An 18,908-nucleotide genomic window follows, 5' to 3' on the forward strand; every position below is an offset into this window, starting at 1 on the left:
CTCAAACATCCTGTCCCCTATTCATGCGCGATGGCCATCGCTGCCTAGCAGGCCATTACGACGATAGGTCTCGAAGAAGATGCTACCGACGCTTCAGTACGCTGGCCACTCGCTTCGCGACGCGGGTTCTCCCACCACAACAATTGTCACTTGAAGGCGGCTTCAGACGAGAGCTAGAGGAAGCCTTGCGCCGATCGTAGAGTTTAGTGATTCGGGGATCCGAGTGATTCGCCATGTCCTGTGCAGCTTCTAGGGAGCCACCATTTTGCAGGAACACGGTGATGCCCGTACCCCGGAATGTGTGATTGCAGATCGTGTCTGGCAGCCCGGCAGCGGCACAACGTCCTTTAACGATGCGCATCATATCGCGCCGGGACAGCGGCAGGCCGGTCAGGCGATGATTCTTGTCCTGTGTCTGAAATAGCGGAGCGGTATTGTCGGTGATATTCGGCATTTCTAGATATGCGTCCAGAAACTCCTCGGCTTCATGATGGAGCCACACCAGCTTCTCCTTGTTGCCCTTTTCGAGGAGCCTCAGACGCGCTCGCTTCCCCTGCAAACCATACCTTCGTGAACATTGCAGTCGTGTTGCTATCCGTACTCCTCGCCCGATCGTAGACGGCAATCCAGAGATTTTCGATCCGGTTCTGCCACCTTCCCTCCTCGTCCTCGTACAAGAAGAAGGCAAAGTAAAACGCAATCACCCCAACGAGGCCAGACAATATCCGGATATCGGCCGCGTAGTATTTAATTCCTCCAAATACGATTCTCAGCGCTTTACCATCGGGTCGGTGAGACGCATTGTTTCGAGATTCGCATGCGATCACCGAATTGTCTCGTCGCCTCATAAATAGCGATATATCAGGAGGAGGATTAACTGCAGTTCACTGGAAGCGCCTTCCCGTGCTGCGCTCCGATTTCATCTTGGCAGCTTGTTAACGGCACACCTATAGCTCTCTCGCTGTTGTAGGCGAAAGTTCGATTGCTGTTCAGCGAGTCTACGGTCGGCACCGATTCCCCCAATTCGCCGCCATATAGTCTGTCAAACCCTCTGCGGCGGCTCAAAGCAATATCTTCCTATTGATTTAGATCTGGTAAGGAGTTGACGAATGTCGTGCCTTGCTCTTTCCACGCACGGTCGAGGTTAACCCGGTCGTTGTATTCCCAAACGAGTGCCTTGAGAGAAGAAGCCACGTCTCTCTTTAAGAGATATGTTCTCAATCGAGAGGTCGAGAGCAGCTGTTGCTTTTTATTCTCCCAGAATTGTTGACAAACGAAATGCAGCATCCTGAGTGTCCTTGCAAATGTGTCCCCTTTAGACAGGTCTTTTGCCGTCGAAGCATCAGTTGCTATCTGTCGTACGTCAGCAGTGGTGAGGTAAGCTTTCGAATCGAATGACATCAGAATCATGAGACAGGTTGCCGAATCAAGAGGTCCGTATTTTCTGCAGAGTATTTGAGAAACGATCTCGGCGAGTAGCTCCTTCATGTTTGCCATTAAACGCCAGGTCTGATAAGTTTCGTTGTCTGCAAGAAAGGAATCTTGTTCCTTGTCTGAAGAAATGATACTTCCACTAGCTTTGCGAATTAGGCCAGATTGAACGCCTTCGGCTAAGGCAAGTTCCCGATACTTGCGCGGTGAAGGGATGAAGGCATTGATATATTGCCAAACGAAGTACGCTAACAGATATTGACCTGCTTCGCCTTGTTTTCTTTCAAGGAGCTCTTCACGACCTTTATCCCAATCAATAGCTATGCAAAATCTTGCCCAATAGTCCGAAGTAGGTCTACTTCCGAACGCACGATCGTAAATCTTGTCGTCGGAAAAGAAGTGAGTTACCCGATCCCCGGCTTCATCGGAGAACCCGATAAAGGCTAGCCATGCCTTTGCGGCTTCTTGGTTATCTATGACACGGCCACCCTTCCGACTCCCAACTGGCTTGAACTCTGAAGATTTAAAGCCGATCACTTGTTCAAAAAACGTGAAGATTCGCTTGTCAGGGATTCCCATTCGCCTTCTTTAAGTTGATAGAACCATCGAGCCGAAAGCATGTTGAAGCCCTTACGCAAGACTTTTGCTCAAGATTGTTAGATCTAAGGTTGCGCTGTGCCATCGGGTTTTGGTTGTTGGTTGCCCGAACAATCTGATCTACGAATTTCGCATCACTCGTTTGGATGACTTTGACCGGCACTACACATTCAGCGTCAAGATCCTCGAAGCTAACCTGCTTATCGCTTACCGAGTTATATATAGATTTAACTGTTTGTAGCCCATTCACTATCTGGGCCCCCGTAAGACGGACCACGGTGTCGCTGTCTTTAATCGAATAGTTAACGGCAACGATTATTAATCCATTGTTATAGTGGTGGAAGTTCTTCCGAGATTTGCTATGTGCGAGCGACTCGATAATTTCCCCATTTACGGCAGAATTCCGAACCTCGTATCGCAAGTTCAGATCGAAGAGCCTCCAGCCATATTTGACGAACGCCTTAAAAAGATCAGATGCGTTCGCGAGGAAATAGCAATAGTTAGGAGAACGAAGAACCTCGTTCTTTCGAATGTGCAAATCGAACTCGATACGATCGGATGTGTGATCAGATCCGACTAAAAATTCGGAGACGAGGTTGTTCATTTCAACTAAAACTATTGAAATATGCTTTGACTCGTATTCGGCCTTCAGTTCTAGAACCGCGTCGTTACCTCTCTTGTTCAATTGTCCATAGACAACGATGTAGAAGGTTAGATTGAAATCTGGCTCGCCCTTATCAGCGTCAATTAAGGCGTATAGTCTTCGAACCTGATCATTTGGTTTTAGATCGCTTGAACCGAACAGGTACCTAAGGTACAGCGCACTTCAAGCCGAAGCACGACGACAGGCCAAGGCCGCGGGACTGGTGCTCGATACTGAGTTGATCAGTGGAGACGAAGTGGGCAGCATTATCGATTGCACGAAGAGACATCACTCGGATCTGCTGGTTCTGGGGATGCGGAAACATGGCTGGCTGATGGCAGGTCACACGGCAAAAGATCTTACCGAACGTGCTCCATGTGCGCTACTGGGAATCAGATGAGCTGACTGTGCTCTTGTATCGATGCAATGGAGGGACCGATGAATCCGTTTGATGCAGGAGCAGACTCTCCAATGGGAAGTACGTTAGCAGTTGCGTCCGACGAGGCCCTCGTCATCTCAGCAAAAGCGGGAATGCATCTGGCCTATGCCGAACTTTGCAGGCGCCACTCGACTAGTATTTTCCGTACGATTCACCGTATTACTCGCAGCAAAGAAGATGCAGAGGATGGATTACAGGAATCACTGCTAAAGGCGTTCATTCACCTCAATAAGTTTGATGGAAGGTCTAAGTTTTCCACTTGGCTTACCCGCATTGCGATTAACTCTGCGCTGATGATCGTTCGGAAAAAGCGGGCCCATCCTGAGAGTCCTTTCGACGGGGATATGTTATCCGGCTTGCTAATTTCCGATTCCGCATCTGATCCTGAGCGCCACTTTCTTGAGCGGGAGAGAAACCTCGAGCTTCGAAAGGCTGTACGGCGTCTGCCGCCGTTACTCCGAGAGGCCGCCGAGATTCGTTATTCGGAGGAGCTCTCTGTGTCCGAAGTTGCTGCACGGACAGAGGCTTCGCTCTTCGCGACTAAGTCGCGCTTGCTGAGGGCAAGAAAGTCACTCATTCGTGCGCTGAGGGAAGACGGAGTGCTTCGGGGAAGCGTGTCCACGCTTGAAAGGAAACGTAGAACGTGGTTGTGAAGACAGGCGGGCAGCTGAAGCCCGGTTGCAAATTGAAAAGAAAGTCTTGTCACAAGAGAAGGCGATCCCTAGTCCTTAGGCCCTGACCCGTCGGAATCGTTCTTTTCGAAAGCCGAGGTTTACATGCCGTTAACTATAGTTCTCGCTGTTGGCTTGGATTCGTCGTTATTGGGGACTCGAAGTCCAGTCCTGCAATCCGCGGGATACATGGTCGAGTCAGCATCATCAGTGAAAGAGGCGGTCGATCGCTTTCAGTCAGGTGATTTCGATCTTGTCCTGTTGTGCCACTCCGTTCCCAGAAAAGACAGGGACCGCGTGACCAGCTTGATTCGAGCGTCTGGATCGCGTACTCCCATAGTTTCCATTGCGGGAGATCTCGGTGAATGCGATGCCTTCGCGAATGCAACGCTTGAGGATGGCCCGAACAACTTCCTCGCTGGCATTAGAGACGTACTAGCCAAGGCAGAGAAAGCACCGGCGTGGACAACCAAGTCTGGGAACAGGTGAGACCTGAGCTGCTACGCAACGCCTTGACCAATGTCATCAGATTGCGCTCGCCGCGAAGAAAACTGGCCGAAGGACGAAGCGCTGCGAGGCAGTTGGATAACGCCGCCACTGAATCGGGAGAGTGACCAAACCCACACAAACATCAGCCGGATCAGGGATTCCGCGCGTTCTACATGGATGTCGGCTAACCGGAACTTAGCCACTTGGCCGTGTAGTCGGCTAATCGGACAAGTGGCACCCCGTAGACGGCGTTTGGGTAAGTGGTAGGTCCCGGCTCGCGAGAAGCAGGCAGGGCGCAAACGACCAGAGAAAGGCATGCTCTAAGCGAGCCGTTGTCCATCGAAGGTGTTGGTGAAAGAGCGTGTTCTGCTGCTACCCCTGCGCCAACTTTGCAGGCAGGGTTTTACCTAACCGCGCTGCACTGGCCGCCGACTGGGTCGCCAACCTTGCCATGAGTTCGCGGCGGTGGAACTTTTGTTTCCTTAACCTGTTGAATCTCGCTTTGTCGCCATTTTGTGATGACATATGCCCTCGTTCTTCCAATTTGTTCGTAACTCACGTGCCGAAGATAAGTCTGTCCTTTCCTCCATACGTCAGCCACCGATGGAAGATGCGAGGCGTAGGGCACGTTGAGGAGAAACCCATTGCAGCGCCTGCGGGTCCGATTGCTCGGCTTGCTCTCTGGCTGCCGACAAAATGACCTGCGGCATGCCCGCAGCATACTCTATTTTTCGAAAGATCTGCCATGTGGTTGCGGACTCGGAAACTTGGCCCAACGCAGCGGCCGTCGCGAGGTTCCCGAGAAAACGTTAGGACTCTATCTTGACTGCCCAAAACGCGGAACTGTGTAGTCGCCAGGATCAGCTGTCGGGCAGTTAAGATAGAGCCGTTTGAAGGAGCCGCTTGCGTTTGCGGCGATGCGGTCAGGCGAATTGAATCGACTTTCGCCTGCAACAGGCTGAAGGATAGCGAGTTAGAAAAAGAGGCGAAAGTCGATTCAGGACGCTTCGGCTGCCCATGATGTCCGGAGTATCGCACGCTTAGCGTTCGCCGCGCTATCGGCTTAGTTCAAAACGGGTTTTCACCAAGTTCGACGCACCGAACCTTCTGGCCAGGTGAACTTGCTCAAATGTATGGTCCGCCGTCTGACTGCAAGGGAAAAGTTGGTGGATGAAGAAAGTCTGCGTCAATGTATCCGACCTGTTGTGTGGAGAGGTGTCTCCTGGCCATGATGAGATACGCCGCGTACCTGTCCTTCGAAACCCCTCGGCCGTGTAAGGGCCATTTGAGCAAACAGGCTTCAGGTGCGCCGTTTTGACTGTTCTTTCATCCTTACTTGTCCGGTGCAGACCTCGGTGGGAGAACTTGATCTTGATGGTTACTCTTGCCTACGCAGCAGCTGGCTCTTGAACTGCCCGATAGTCCTGGCCACTCGATAGCACCGCCCATGCGATCCGCGCGAGCTTGTTGGCTGCCGCGACGATGAGCACGTTGCGTGGGGCTCTCGTTTCAACTCGGCGTGGTGGAGAGTGGCGCCGTCTGGCTGACGCAGGAAGACCTTATTGTCGATGCTCTAGGCTTCCTTTCGCAACACCTCATTGTTCTTCTAGATCCGAATGAGATCGTGCCGGATATGCACGCAGCTCACTGTCGCGTCCGACTCAATGAAACAGCATTCGGGTGTTTCATGATGGGGCCGTCTGCAACCGCGGATGTGGAGGCCACTCTGGTGCACGGCGCTCAGGGCGCTCGTTCTTTAAACATATTCTTCTTATCGCCTGTGCAAACAGCTGCCTGAACGAGGCTCCGACGGATGATCAAGTAACGATGTTGATCGTGACCGCAACAACGATCTGCCAGATCGTTGTTGCGACGTACGCAATGGACTTAGGAAAGAGCTTTCTGGGTGCGAAGATGACGAAGGAGATGAAGGGCGTCTGCTTCCCTTTTCAGTGAGACCGGCACAGAAGGCGGCTGGTGGGCGATGCAGGAGGACGGCTTCGTTACGGAAGCCTTCAACGTGGTGCGGGTGGGGGAAGCTCTATCCGTGATGCGACCTCCTTTTGGATGAAAAAGCGGAACTCCTTCCCGCTTCTGGTAACGGTACCGCAAGCAGCGGTGCGGCCGACTCCCTGAGATAGCGCGTGAGATATCCACCGTAGATGTGGAATCGCGTGGCTAGGATCGATGTTGCCACATACCGTTCCGCGAATTGCTGGACCTCTTTCGCAGATACAAGCTTCAAAAAACCATGGCGCAAAGTGTAGGAAGCTGTGAGCAGGCCTTGCTCTGTAGAATGTGCAATTCTCGTCGCGCACACATCCCATTTCGGACGTATTGCATGCTCCTCAGCGAAGTACAGAATCGAAGAATATTGGAGCATTTGAAGCGCAGGATCATGGCGATAGATTTCGACAACTTAGACAAGGGTGCCTTCATTTCGTTTAATGTCGGCATTGAACTCCACGATCCGAAACATAGCCATTTTCAAACGATCTTGAGAGACTCTGCGGTAGCTCGTCGCCATGCCAAACTCAGCAAGCTCCTTCCGCGAAGCGTAACCCAAATTCTAAAGAATCGAGGCTAGCCATGAATCGCCGACATTGTGTCTAGAATTTTAACCACACAACATATGGGGTTTTTGGCTCGCGAACTCGCCTAATAACCCATTCGCTCCAATCGAAGCCCATGGTGATACGAGTGATCCGCTTTCCAAAGCGGAGCCATGAGCGACTTGATACGTGCGATGGCGCGGACGTGATACTCGCCGGAGCTGGTAAACACCTGCTGACGGTGGGCGCGAAGCAATCTTTCTGCTTTTGCCTTAAGTTGTGCGGCTTTTGCGTAGTCGTATGCCATATTTCGAATCCTTCCGATGCAACGGAGTACAAGGCGTAGCAACCTGCCTAGCGGTTAGTTGACAGTGTTTGGAAAGTCCGCGAACGGCGTTTTTCGGCAACGCGTGATTCGTGAGATGGGGATTGATCGAAGATGTCCTGCCTCCAGTACGAACATCTTTCAGGCTGCCGGCCGCTCGGCCATCGGGGGTCGACGTAAGCTGGTATTGAGAAGAGCAGGCGGCTTGTAATTCTTTTCGTTCTGCCCGATGTCGACACCGGGCGCGGCGACTCTGATCGATACGGTCCAGGAACGTCGTCACTGAACCGGCGCATGCACATCGGTACAATTTGACCCAGGAGTCGGGGTGTTCGCATGGGGTATTGCCACTACCGGGAGCTTGAGCAGGAAATTGGCCAGGAATCCTTCTCTTGCATCGTCGCTGATGTGCACCGGATAATTTTAATTCTCGACGATATGGGAGTTCGGCTTGCCGGACCCCTCGGAAAAGCTCTTCCAGAAATAGACACGGCCCATATTGCCTTCAATGGCCTCTGGGACTGTGGTCACGTCAAGAATGAAGAGATCGTTATTCCGTTCCCGAAGGTGGATGCGGCGGGGAATCGGCAGTTCGATCAATGCTGTTGTAGGCTCGTACTACGGGGTGGGCACCCTAATCAAGCATCGGACCTTGCGACGGCAACTGCAGCTACGAAACTTTTCAGGTCGTTCGGACATTCCAAGAGACACGCAAAGTCAAACATGGCCGGTACCGCGACTACTGCAAGACAGGCTACCGGCCCTATGACCTCGCGGTTCAGTGCGTGCTGCTGATCACCAGACACCATCTCAAAGACCGCATTCAGGTTTGGTCAGGTGGAAGCGACTACCACTGGAACGATGCAAGATTGCTGTGCCACGTCCACCTGAGCTACCCGCTCAATCAATATAAGATCGACGGGGACGCAGGTTTGATCCCGGTGTGAGGAGCACATTGCACCAAAACGCAATCAACCTTCCGAGTTGGCTTCCGAAGGTTTGTGATCCTTCTTCTCGGTTAATGAAAAGTGCGGTCCACTCTGGGAAGCACTGCACTCAACTGCTTATTCTCTACCTGCCTCAGCAGTTTTGTAATCATGGCCGATGTGCCAGCCTCGACCGCGCGGACACTCATAGACGTGGAGAAGGTGGGAATGCTTCTGCTTTCGCACCTTCGGTGCCGCTATCAGGTCCTCGAGCCTTTCCAAGGCGATTTCCTCGTTCGGAAAGGTGAATTTGCGACAGCCTGCGCAGTACGATCCGCCGTCGCTCCACAGCGGCCGCTTCTCCGACAGACGTTGGTTGATTTTCCGCTTCTTCATACGGATAAAATGTGGCTCTCTCCATAGTTGCCAGTAGAGCGCCCCAACCCCTCGCAGTACCAGTTGTTGTGCCGTTGCTAGTTAGTGCGCGGACTGAATCCGGTACTCGCCGCCGGACGCATCAGGCCATGACCACTTTTTCTAGCTACTCGCTTCTCCATATCTGTTGCCTCTGCGTTCTGGCAGGCGAACCGGCTTGATGCACCACGGTAGTTGTTTAGGTCTGAAGATCTACCCTCGAGAGAGGACAACGCCTCTGGACACGAAGAGTTTGATGCCCTTACCTGGCAGCTTGACGGAGAGAACCATCACTCCATGTCTTGCGAGCTGCCGCGTGATTGCACTACTGCGTGTCCTGTAACGATGCGCAACGCTTGCCAAGGAAATGAAGTCTCGAGCAAATCGCTCTAGCTCAATTTTGCGGATGAGCTTCCGTCCATTCAGAAGCACCGGAGGAGAAAAGAACCGGCGATTTCGGACGAGGTTCCGAACGACTTCGGAATTTGTCTCCAAAAGTCTCGCCGCATCCCCGCAACTGATGAGATCGCCCGGGATGGCGCTCAATTTCCTCGGAGGGTAGTATGCAGCGATCGCCGCTTTCACGAACAGGTAGCCTCCGAGTCCAGTGCTACCATCCACTTTGCCTGCTGGGATCAACTGACCGTTCCTTACAGCTTCGATGATTCGAGCTAAACCCCGACGGCCGCAATGCAGTCTTATTACGCTTCGAAGCTGTATCAGATCATTCATCGCGGTCGCTCCGCAATGACCGTCGTGATTCTCAAATGCCTGTTGGATTGCTTCAACATCGGCTCGTTCATAGTACGGCCCATTGTCGGGGTACCACTTCTCACATCCTTGCGCCCCTCGGATGATGCCGGTGGCAGCTACTGTCTTCAGCGTCAATGAACTGAGCCCCAGAGCACACCGGACCTCTTTCACAGTCATGTACCCAGCTAAATTCTGATCGCGCTGGACAGTCCAATTGGCCAGAGACTGGCGGTGGACCCAACACTCACTTCGCGAACTCTCTGGTGAACTGATCAAAACACCTTTTATCACCTGCTGTCGTACAAGTTCTTTGATTTGCCAGATGACCAGATTCGCCTCTTTGGCAGCTTCAGGAGCCGACATCCATCGCAGATGGTCACGCAGGTTCGAAGCGAACGCCGTGTTTTGGCCCCGGATGAGCCCAAGCCAGCGCTCTTGAACCCAATTCTCGAATGCCTGGATGAAGAAGCTCAAATCGGGATTTCCGCGTGAGCTCAACCAGTAAAGGTATAACGGTCCGAACGCATGCTTCAGACTCAGATTGCTTGGACTGGTTGAATGAGCCTGCATGGTTTCAAGCAAACGATTCAACTGGGCTGGCCAGTCCCTAAGGAGAAGACCCGCCCGCCAACAAAGGGTCTTTGCCTCAGAAAGGCTCGTGAGCATAACGGAGGTCTGCTTGAGTACGTGTTTCACGCGCAAGGTTCCCAAAAGGAGAATTAGCTCGAGAAGTACATTAAGAGACAGTCCCGACAGTTCTCGAGGAAATCGCAGCTGAGCGAAAACATCTGTGGCTTCGATTCTGCCGAATCCGGCTGCGCTTCGTATTGCGTTCGCAATCGCCATGATTTCGACCGGAGCTTCTTTTGATTGCGCTTTTCTGAGATCGTAGCCGCATCGGCAGAGGTGGGGTCCGGGACGAGACCACGTCAAGTATTTCCGGCACCGGGGACAACGGTCGATTAGCATGCATCGATGGATCGGACATGCGCTGACGATTCTCAAGTCCCACAGGCCCAGCCATATGGGGCGCTCCGCCAGGCAGCGAGGGCACACTCGGGGTCGTCCATAATTCAGACGATCAGCATCGATTATCTGACCATTGAAGCGCCTCTTTTTGAAGCCAATCTGCCCGCCAACACGCATGTAGGACATCGCGGCCCATTTGCCGGCATCCAGGCGCAAAGCGGAATCGATCTGCGGAGCGCACCTTCCATCTTCGAGGTCAGCAGCCCCATTCAACCCGGCCAGCTCAGCGATGCTGCCGGGTCCAGGGTAACGATAGTCGTACGCTACGCGACACGGATACCCTCGGGGGCTCTCATCTGCCTCTGGATCGATTGCGAATGGAATCCTCCTTCGGGAGGGCTCACTGAGGCTTTCACCCGGATCATCGGGAGTCGACGTGGTCTTGCTCCTTCCCGTCATGCCTGGCGATCTTCCTTTCTTACTTCGCCATGTAGTGTTCAGGGGCCCGTAGTCGGCTCTGACTACTGTGGTGGGTTATTCGGCGTTTCGGCGCACGACTTCTCCGCTTTCGGTTTCCTGTTCGCTCGCCCGTAGGTGGGCAAGGATCGCACTCCTGAGACTTTCGTCATAGGAGGCGCCAATCCCGCAGCCGATCAGCAGCAACGATGCCGGCCCAGCGCTTGCGTGAGTCGAAACAACGATCTGACTAGATCGTTGTTTCGATCACAATGAGCATCGTTAATTGATCATCCCCCACATCCTGGTTCACGCAGCGAGTGCAACAGTTCGGGATGTGCCGGAATCGGCACATTCCCGCGCGTAGTTGTCGTTCCACCTCCTTCATCCTCCTTAATTCTGTCTTCAGTGCTCAATTCATTCACGATGCGCCCAACCCGGCAGAGTCGCACTCTGCGGTGGCGCAGCCTTGCCTCCGGAGAACCCTTGCACGTTTCAACAATTCGCGAAACCCTGGTCTGTCCCGTCTGCCAACTGAGCCAATTTGAACCTGGAAATGGTAAATGCCGTCGCTGCCATCGTTCGTTGGGTCTTACCTATATCGAGATCTTCGTTTCAAATCCTATTGCTCGCCCGAATTCTCAACGTCTGAGCACGATGCGGTTAGAGGTTGGCAGGCTCATTCGACGGTTGAGGTCCCGGCGCGGCATAACCCAGGCGGAATTGGCTCTTCTCACCGGAATTCACCGAACTTATCTGTCGCGCGCAGAGCGTGGCCAAGTAGTGCCTTCAGTCATCGCTCTGATCCAAATTCTCGGTGCCCTCGGCGTTGACAAGATCCTGTTGCGCGTGCGCAGTTCGTCGAGCTAATCATGATAGATCCTGGGAATGTGCCGATTCCGGCACATTCTGAACGGGCGCGCATCGCAGACTCGCATGATTCCGTGCAATGATCGACCAATAATCCACATCGAAATCGAATCAGCGAACTTGCTAGATCGTTGTCTCTCCAACCGTGAGCGCTGAACAGGATTTCCACTCGTGACGAGTGGATCGATGAGTACCTCTCGAAGACGAGAAGATCCACAATGGGGCGATGTGGGCCAGACGGCGCATCAGATCTTTTTACGTCCACAAATAACGGCTTTTTGACACGATCATTAATGAATGTGGAAGCCTCAAAGCAACGCGTATATTAATGTGCACGTCAAACTGCATTAACCAAACACCGCGACGCAGATTGAGAATGCGAAACGGGAGCGGGATGGCATCAGCCTGGATCAATTAGCCTCCGCCGCGATGCTTCAGCGGGTGGGTTCTCTGATGACGTTTGAACTCAACTCGGCCACAAGCACGATCGTCTTCAATCTTCCCGACCATTGTGCGAAATTGAATCTAGACGAAATTCTGCCTGTCCGACGGCCGATTACGCCTTCTAAGCGGACCGGGTGCGGAAAGGTAGCAGACGTTAGGCACGAATGTACATTGAAGGCGGAGTCGATCAATGAATTCTATGGGTTGCGATTGATCGTCGCCGTAGCCCTTCACGACAAATGCGTGGTTCAGCCATTCGTCTTGAAATTCAAGGTGAATGGCAGGTTTCGGCGGTATACACCGGACTTCTTACTTTTCCGTGGTGCCGACCGGATCGTGGTGGAAGTCAAATCCGACAAGCAAGCAGCAAAACCCGGCATCAGAGCCTATTTTCGCTTTATCCAGGCGCTTTTGGCGGAGCACGGCTATAAATTTGTCCTTTGGCACCGTTCGGCGATCATTCAAGAGCCCAGGCTGACTAACGTAGCCCTCATGTTGAAGTATCGGCGAACGCCGGTTTCTGAAAGTGAGTGCGAATCCGTGAGATCCGCTATCGGCCATGGCACGTCGATGACCTTTGCCGAACTGTCAGTCCGGTCTGGAGTTCGTATACAAGTCCTCCGACGGCTCGTGTTGGAGGGGCAGCTATTCGTAGACTGGTTCGTTCCTTTTGGTGCGGACCAAATTGTGAGTAAAGTGCCCATAGGGAACCAGGTCTGGCCCTCGCCACAGGCTGACCTTTCGGACAGCTCTCTAGACGATGATGCACGAGAAAGTCGCAATCCAGTCGCGTTGGATAAACACGCAGTTGCACTTGCCGGGAGCATCATCGCCAGCATGTCTGTGAACAAGGTTCGCGATGCAGCTTCAGGTAACTTCGCGTGGTGGCACTTGCGGACGAGGAGGACATTCAAAGCCCGATATTGCGCCTGAGAAGCGCTGTTGGGGACGGCCAACGTTCGTTTCTGACTACCTGTATAGCGGACCTGCCGAGTAATGATACGCAGTTCGCTCCGGAGCCTCAATGTCAGTGTTCCGCTTCCAATACGGTTTGCATCTGGCAATCAAGGGTGAAGAATACGTTGTCGCGGAGTTGCTGGAAGATGGCTTTTGTACTCTGCGCAAAGTCGCGACTGCGATGACCATCACCCGCAGCTGCAGCGATCTGTGCGTGATGTACGGCGATGGAGATCTCGTCGGCCTGCACGATCAAGGCGGCCGATACCCGCTCTCAGCTGCTATGAAGGAAAGGCTCACCAGAGATCTAAGTACTTACCGCGAAGACCTGGTCGACGCGGCAAAGCGGATGCTCATGTACGTGAAGGCAGTGGACTCCCGGCAGGTCCGATTGGATGCCGCGCATCTGACCGCGATGATCGCCGAAGTGTCTGCGCAGAACGATGACGCCAGTCCCCCAGGCTGGAGTCGGGTCTACCGCTGCCACCGCCTTTGGATTGCGTCACGGAAAGATATTAGAGCGTTGATACCGGCTTACTGCAATCGAGGCAGGCATTCCCTTTCCAGCATTCCTTTTGTTGGCACAACGATGATGATGGTGATCGGGAAACTCTACATGTTGCCGGAATATAGCTCGATATCAGACATCCATTTGGAAATCAGGCGGCAAATCGAGCAACAGAACAAGAGCCGCGGCCCCAGGTCTCAACTGCCAGTCCCGAGCCCGAGCACCGTAGCACGAGAAATCTCCAGAATTCCCAAATACGAGATTGCACTAGCGCACAAGGGAGAGCGGCAAGCGAACATCGAGTTCCGTAACACTGGGCAAGGTACTAGAACCACTCGGCCTCTCGAGATCACTCAGGCCGACCATACGCCCTCCGATCTCATTGTGATTGACGACGAGATGTTCCTGCCGCTCGGGCGGCTCAACCTAACCGCAATTGTCGACAACTACACCCAAGGGATTCTCGACATTGGGGACGAATTTGCAAACGAAAGCTCGTCGACGGTTGCGCGCTCTCTTCGAAGGGCAATCTTGCCGAAAGATCGACTTCTGAAGGACTTCCCAGAGGTAAAAAAGAAATGGGATTGCTGCGGAGTTCCGGAGGTTCTGCTCTGGGACAATGCGATGCACTTCCACTCTGATCACCTTCAGAGAGCGGCGCTTCAACTCGGATGCGACATCAAGTACGGTCCCAAAAATATGCCATGGTATCGCGGCCTGATCGAGGAATTCCTGGGATTCGTGAACCGATCATGTCTTCAGTCTCTGCCAGGTACAACATTTTCAAATGTGCTCCGACGCGGCGATTATAACCCGGTGAAAAATGGCGTAATCCGGCGCAGCACATTCCGCAGAATCATGATGATCTGGACAGTTGATTTCTATATGCAAAATCCACGTCGCGGCATGGAGGACATCCCGGCCTGCCGTTGGCGGGATCATTTTGGAGCTTTTCCCCGGACATTCCGGACGACCTCGATTTTCTCAATACGGCCCTCGGCGAGCACGCGTTTCGGACAGCTTTCCACTACGGAATCGACATCTTCCGTCTGCGGTACAACAACCAGCAACTTGGCGAAGTGCGCAAGCGCTTCGGAACAGGCCTCAGCAAGAGCGTAGATGTTGAGGTTAATTTCGATCGGGGGAATATCGGCTACATCTACGTGTTGAACCCAGGGAACGGCAAGTACTTCCGCGTAGATGCGTTGAATTACAACGAGTACGCGAAGGGTCTGAGTCTATGGCAGCACAGAGTCATAAGAAAATGGAAGCTTAAGAACCCGAAGGGTGACCGGAACTCCAGCGTGGTTCGTACAGACGAACGGCCAGACAGCAAAGAAGGCAATGTGCAGGCACCTGAAATAATCTGCACGGTCCTAGGTCCCGGCCGGATGGGCAAGTCGAGAGCCATCCAACAGTACTTACGACGGTGCGGGCAATCCAGCGCAGACGAGGGCGGAGTTCCCGTACCAAGATTCCCGATGGCCCTCGTGGTGGATAACTGTCCTCACTTCCACCAGAGCGTGGAGCGCATGTGGCGTGCCTTTGTTGAACAAGACTTCACCGTACGGCACAGGTCCGGAAAACACGGTAAGCGGTGATGCAGAAGGAAGAAGAACTGCTCATTTTTCATCCTGCGTTCAACGACGGGCTTGCCATACTCGAGGCGTGCTTCGATAGTGTGGGTACTACGGCCGACGCCATGTGCAGGGCATTCTATGGGCCTAGCCGTAGCGGAAAAACTCGGCTATTCAAACAGTTTCGCGCCAATCATCCGTTCATCAACCGTGGAAAATTCGTGGAAATGCCTGTACCTTACGTGCCGGTTGCCCCCAGCCCCACTACAAAGAGCTTTGCAGAAGGAATTCTCTACGCGCTCGGAGATCCACTTTGGACCCGGGGCAACACATTTGCGAAAGAACTTCGAATTCTGGAGATCTGTAAAAAATGTAAGGTCCGTGTCCTTGCATTGGATGACTTCCAGCATCTTGTTGATACACGCTCGAACGTGCCGCGAGAAGCAGCGGACTTCCTAAAAGACCTGCTGGTCAGATCCCAAGACAATAAAGCAAACCTGTCTGTAGTGGCCGCAGGGCTGGAGCGGAGCCTTGCGGTATTTGAGCAGAATGAGCAATTGCGTGGGCGGTTCGGAACTCCGATCAAGTTTGGTCCGCTCGAGTGGGAAATAGAAACAGACCAGATAAACTTTCGTGCATTCATTAAAGCGATGAAAAAGGATCTCTCGGAGTTTACGTTTCCCGGAGAGGACTGCTCGTTCGCGCGGCGCATTCATTGGGCATCCTATGGGCTGATCGGATACACCATGAAGATCGTTCGGAGGGCAGCCAAGCTCGCACGGCGCGCTCGCCGTCGGGAGATTAGCCTGAAGGATCTTGAGACAGCTTTCAATCAAGAGATTGGTACGGCTGACCTCAATGGTCCTAATCCATTCTCAAACGGGTTCAAAGTCGATGCGCCGCCGGTTCGACTGCTCCCCGCGCCGGCCGATCCGATCAGCGGCCGCCCCCTCGACTCAAGCTCACAGCATAACCAAAAGAGAAAGCAACGATGCTGATGGTGTCGGTGCGCTGAGGTTATGCTCTCCCAGCCTGCGACCACGGAAGTGCATCCTCAACTGATCAGCTGTCGATTCGCATACGTTTCCTACTCGGTACCTTTCAGTTCATCAACTGACAACTTCGCTGAAATCGAACACTGATGACACCAAAAGAATCTTACTCAACATCCCAACTACTCTTTCAAGAAGGCTTGCAGCTAGTCTCAACTGGGAGCACAATGGCACCCTAGGGAGAGTCTGCACAAGTTCTGCATCGCTTGCCTGATTGATTAATCTGATAGCTGCGAGGAGATTGCGATGAAGCAGCAGAGTCTGTCGAGTCAGGGTGTGTTTGAGAAGTACGGGCGGAAGAGTCGGCGGGAGTTGTTTCTGGACGAGATGGAGCAGGTGGTTCCATGGTCTGCGCTGGAAGCCCTGGTACGACCGCACTATGCGAAGGCGGGCAAGGGACGGCAGCCGGTAGGGTTGGCGATCATGCTGCGGACTTACTTTGTGCAGCAGTGGTTCAATCTGTCGGACCCTGGGGTGGAAGAGGCGTTGTACGAGTCTGCGGCGCTGCGGCGGTTCGTTGGCGTGGACCTTGGGATTGCGCCTGCGCCGGATGAGACGACCATCCTGCGGTTCCGTCATCTGCTGGAGAGGCACGAGCTGGGCGGGTTGATGCTGGATGCGGTGAACGTGCATCTGGATGCCAGGGGCATCCGGATCGCGACGGGCACGATTGTCGATGCGACCATCCTGCATGCGCCTTCGTCGACCCAGAACGCGAGTGGCGAGCGCGACCCGGCGATGCACCAGACCAGGAAGGGCAACCAGTGGTACTTCGGCCTGAAGGCGCATATCGGCGTGGACGCGAGGGAGGGCATCGTCCACTCTGTGGCGACGAGCGCAGCCAGCGTGGCGGACTGCCACATGTTACCGGAACTGCTGCACGGCCAAGAGCGTAAGGTGTGGGGCGACGGCGGCTATCAGGGCCAGACCGACGCCATCCAAGAGGCCGCTCCGAAGGCACAGGACATGACCTGCAAGCGGACGAAGTTCAAAAACTATGTCGACGAGTTACAGAAAAAGAAGAACCGGAGTAAGTCGAGGGTGCGGGCCAAGGTAGAACATCCGTTCCGGATCCTGAAGCGCATCTTCGGCTTCGACAAAGTGAGATACAGAGGCATCGCGAAGAACCATCACCGCCTGTGCGCGAACTTCGCGCTGGTGAACCTGTACCTGCACCGCAAACGTCTGGCAGTCCTTGGGCAGTAGTGCGCCTGGAAGCCCCGGAAAACGGGCGGATGCGCGTTCCAATTAGCCCTCCAACAGCATCAAACCAACCAAAACCCGCGCATCTTCCATGCCCACTCCCTGACCCCAGAAAGTCAGACGCCTACGCAGAGGTTCCCTAGAGGATTGTCCATGCTAGTTGATCGCGCGTATCGCTGGCTAAAGATCTGTCTCCGATTAGCTCTTCTCCTCACACCGTTAGCCCATGCAAGCGTGTGCAGCTTACCTGTAGGAACGTTGTCGGTGGGCACTGTCGCAGGAAATCCATTTTCTGCCGATGTACTAGTTACCTCTTGGCAAGGTGCTCCAAACGAGGTCAAGAAGCAGGTTGGAGTCTTACAACACCGCCCAGGCGATGCGCGCCAGCTTGTTTGCCGTGGCAACCACCACGACGTCCTTGTGTGCCCTGAGGTCAAGTGCATCAAGCCAGGCTCCGATTGGCGCTCGGTCGCGCTTGATCCGCAGCACGGCCGATCTGGCACCATGGATCAGGATCTTGCGCAGGTAGTGGCGGCATAACGTTGCGGCCAGCACGCAGTGGACAAGTTCCCGACTGCAGCCGACATTCAGCAGGTCTCCCCCAATAAGCAAGACGCCGGGAAACTCTCGTAAGAGAATTCCAGGCTCTGGATGAATGGCAGCCGAACGGATAGGCTTATGTAAAAGCCTACTCAGCTTTGATTTCCGTCAGGCGGCAGACCGAAGTCAGCCGACGATATCTGCACCTCTACGCATTATTCAACCCTCCACGGATCTGGTTTTAATTCTAACTCCTTATTTGATTCGCAGGTCCCGATCAAGACGGACGACCGGCTGGATCTGCAGGCCATCCATCGCTGCTGGGTTTTTTCGCGCGTATGACGAGCGTAGGCAGCGGATTTTGTTGGGTTTACAGACGCAAATATCCACAATATTAGTCAATTCACGCATGCCTTCGGTAGGCGGTTTATATACACAGTAGGGAGTTTATTTGTACAGTAGGCGGAACTATTATTCAGTTCCACGGCGGCTGATGCGTGACATCTATGTGCCCAACTATCGACCTCGAAACATTGGGATTTTGGCCCTCTCTATATCTCTCCTTAAGCAAATTCGCCCAACTGAAAGCGCATTGGTCCAAGCTTAGGAGCCAAACCGTGACATCTATGCGCCCAACTATCACCTTATCCATTTGATTCAAAACATGATACGTTGGCATGTCGTCGGCCGATCACACACTGATTTGCGCGGATCACGTTCCAAATATTTCGAGGAGATTGAGGTGCTGTTTACCTTCCTGGCCAAGGGCTATGAGCGTGGCAGCATGATGCTGACCAGTAACCTCCTCATTCCAACCCTTTCTGAATGCGATAGCATGAAGGGTCACATGAGCGATGCAGCCCAACCGCGAGCGTTTACGAACCACCCTGACCTGTCGGACCCGGTCGAGCAAGAGCGGCTGAGCCCGGCAGCGGTCGGGGCATTCGTCAACATTGCCACCGTATGGTCGCTCAATGATGTCCAGGCGCTTGGGCTGCTCGGCGTTGTCACCCCTCCACTCTCCTTGAATGGAAGACCGGTATGGAGGGAACAACACTCGACGAGGACACGCTCATGAGGATCTCATTTCTG

General features: G+C 53.6%; 15 protein-coding genes and 3 pseudogenes. 9 read left to right on the forward strand and 9 right to left on the reverse strand.

Features of this window, described 5'->3' with window-relative positions:
• Nucleotides 1–82: 82 nt before the first annotated feature.
• The 3 genes from RBB80_RS09885 to RBB80_RS09895 form a co-directional block, all read right to left on the reverse strand.
• The gene (locus tag RBB80_RS09885; protein ID WP_433968027.1) at nucleotides 83–559 is read right to left on the reverse strand and encodes a tyrosine-type recombinase/integrase; all 477 of its coding nucleotides are present in this window, start codon (nucleotides 557–559) and stop codon (nucleotides 83–85) included.
• A gap of 518 nt (nucleotides 560–1,077) precedes the next feature.
• Nucleotides 1,078–2,010, reverse strand: a complete 933-nt coding sequence (locus tag RBB80_RS09890) for a hypothetical protein (RefSeq protein WP_433968028.1) — start codon at nucleotides 2,008–2,010, stop codon at nucleotides 1,078–1,080.
• Nucleotides 1,997–2,632 carry an AIPR family protein gene (locus RBB80_RS09895; RefSeq protein ID WP_433969602.1) on the reverse strand — a complete coding sequence of 212 codons (636 nt, stop codon included), beginning with the start codon at nucleotides 2,630–2,632 and terminating at the stop codon, nucleotides 1,997–1,999. Before RBB80_RS09895 ends, RBB80_RS09890 begins: the two co-directional genes overlap by 14 nt.
• Nucleotides 2,633–2,867: 235 nt before the next feature.
• On the opposite strand from RBB80_RS09895, the pseudogene RBB80_RS09900 reads away from it, so the two are divergent.
• Nucleotides 2,868–3,071: pseudogene (locus RBB80_RS09900) on the forward strand (universal stress protein); the annotation flags it as partial.
• A gap of 38 nt (nucleotides 3,072–3,109) precedes the next feature.
• Nucleotides 3,110–3,763, forward strand: coding sequence for an RNA polymerase sigma factor (locus tag RBB80_RS09905; protein ID WP_433968029.1), 654 nt, complete (start codon nucleotides 3,110–3,112; stop codon nucleotides 3,761–3,763).
• A 1,895-nt stretch (nucleotides 3,764–5,658) separates the two neighbouring features.
• Here RBB80_RS09905 and RBB80_RS09910 read toward each other — a convergent pair.
• Nucleotides 5,659–5,787 (reverse strand): annotated as a pseudogene (locus tag RBB80_RS09910) (IS110 family transposase); the annotation flags it as partial.
• Nucleotides 5,788–5,792: 5 nt separating this feature from the next.
• On the opposite strand from RBB80_RS09910, the gene RBB80_RS09915 reads away from it, so the two are divergent.
• Complete coding sequence (locus tag RBB80_RS09915) at nucleotides 5,793–6,068, forward strand: LUD domain-containing protein (protein ID WP_433969603.1); 276 nt, start codon at nucleotides 5,793–5,795, stop codon at nucleotides 6,066–6,068.
• An 860-nt stretch (nucleotides 6,069–6,928) separates the two neighbouring features.
• On the opposite strand, the gene RBB80_RS09920 is transcribed toward RBB80_RS09915, so the two are convergent.
• The gene (locus RBB80_RS09920) at nucleotides 6,929–7,129 is read right to left on the reverse strand and encodes a hypothetical protein (protein WP_433968030.1); all 201 of its coding nucleotides are present in this window, start codon (nucleotides 7,127–7,129) and stop codon (nucleotides 6,929–6,931) included.
• Nucleotides 7,130–8,700: 1,571 nt separating this feature from the next.
• Nucleotides 8,701–10,668: a TniQ family protein gene (locus RBB80_RS09925; protein ID WP_433968031.1), complete on the reverse strand. Its 1,968-nt coding sequence runs from the start codon at nucleotides 10,666–10,668 to the stop codon at nucleotides 8,701–8,703.
• 654 nt (nucleotides 10,669–11,322) lie between these two features.
• Here RBB80_RS09925 and RBB80_RS09930 point away from each other — a divergent pair.
• Together RBB80_RS09930 and RBB80_RS09935 are read left to right on the forward strand one after the other, a co-directional pair.
• Nucleotides 11,323–11,535, forward strand: coding sequence for a helix-turn-helix domain-containing protein (locus tag RBB80_RS09930; protein WP_433969604.1), 213 nt, complete (start codon nucleotides 11,323–11,325; stop codon nucleotides 11,533–11,535).
• Nucleotides 11,536–12,150: 615 nt separating this feature from the next.
• Complete coding sequence (locus RBB80_RS09935) at nucleotides 12,151–12,912, forward strand: hypothetical protein (protein ID WP_433968032.1); 762 nt, start codon at nucleotides 12,151–12,153, stop codon at nucleotides 12,910–12,912.
• Nucleotides 12,913–13,006: 94 nt separating this feature from the next.
• Here RBB80_RS09935 and RBB80_RS09940 read toward each other — a convergent pair whose 3' ends face one another.
• Together RBB80_RS09940 and RBB80_RS09945 are read right to left on the reverse strand one after the other, a co-directional pair.
• On the reverse strand, nucleotides 13,007–13,192 hold the full coding sequence (locus RBB80_RS09940) for a hypothetical protein (RefSeq protein ID WP_433968033.1): 186 nt from the start codon (nucleotides 13,190–13,192) through the stop codon (nucleotides 13,007–13,009).
• 51 nt (nucleotides 13,193–13,243) lie between these two features.
• Nucleotides 13,244–13,423: a hypothetical protein gene (locus RBB80_RS09945; RefSeq protein ID WP_433968034.1), complete on the reverse strand. Its 180-nt coding sequence runs from the start codon at nucleotides 13,421–13,423 to the stop codon at nucleotides 13,244–13,246.
• Nucleotides 13,424–14,373: 950 nt separating this feature from the next.
• Between RBB80_RS09945 and RBB80_RS09950 the strand changes: the two genes are divergently transcribed.
• The 3 genes from RBB80_RS09950 (at nucleotide 14,374) to RBB80_RS09960 (ending at nucleotide 17,279) form a co-directional block, all read left to right on the forward strand.
• Complete coding sequence (locus tag RBB80_RS09950; protein ID WP_433968035.1) at nucleotides 14,374–15,045, forward strand: hypothetical protein; 672 nt, start codon at nucleotides 14,374–14,376, stop codon at nucleotides 15,043–15,045.
• A complete protein-coding gene (locus RBB80_RS09955; RefSeq protein ID WP_433968036.1) occupies nucleotides 15,045–16,019 on the forward strand; it encodes a TniB family NTP-binding protein in 975 nt (324 codons plus the stop codon). The genes RBB80_RS09950 and RBB80_RS09955 overlap by 1 nt, the downstream gene beginning before the upstream one ends.
• A 300-nt stretch (nucleotides 16,020–16,319) precedes the next feature.
• On the forward strand, nucleotides 16,320–17,279 hold the full coding sequence (locus tag RBB80_RS09960; protein WP_433964127.1) for an IS5 family transposase: 960 nt from the start codon (nucleotides 16,320–16,322) through the stop codon (nucleotides 17,277–17,279).
• Between the two features lie 354 nt (nucleotides 17,280–17,633).
• Here RBB80_RS09960 and RBB80_RS09965 read toward each other — a convergent pair.
• A pseudogene (locus tag RBB80_RS09965) lies at nucleotides 17,634–17,804 on the reverse strand (IS110 family transposase); the annotation flags it as partial.
• 754 nt (nucleotides 17,805–18,558) lie between these two features.
• Between RBB80_RS09965 and RBB80_RS09970 the strand changes: the two are divergent.
• On the forward strand, nucleotides 18,559–18,894 hold the full coding sequence (locus RBB80_RS09970) for a hypothetical protein (RefSeq protein WP_433968037.1): 336 nt from the start codon (nucleotides 18,559–18,561) through the stop codon (nucleotides 18,892–18,894).
• Nucleotides 18,895–18,908 lie beyond the last annotated feature (14 nt).

This window comes from Tunturiibacter gelidiferens, assembly GCF_051013345.1.
In the GTDB taxonomy this organism is placed as follows: domain Bacteria; phylum Acidobacteriota; class Terriglobia; order Terriglobales; family Acidobacteriaceae; genus Edaphobacter; species Edaphobacter gelidiferens_A.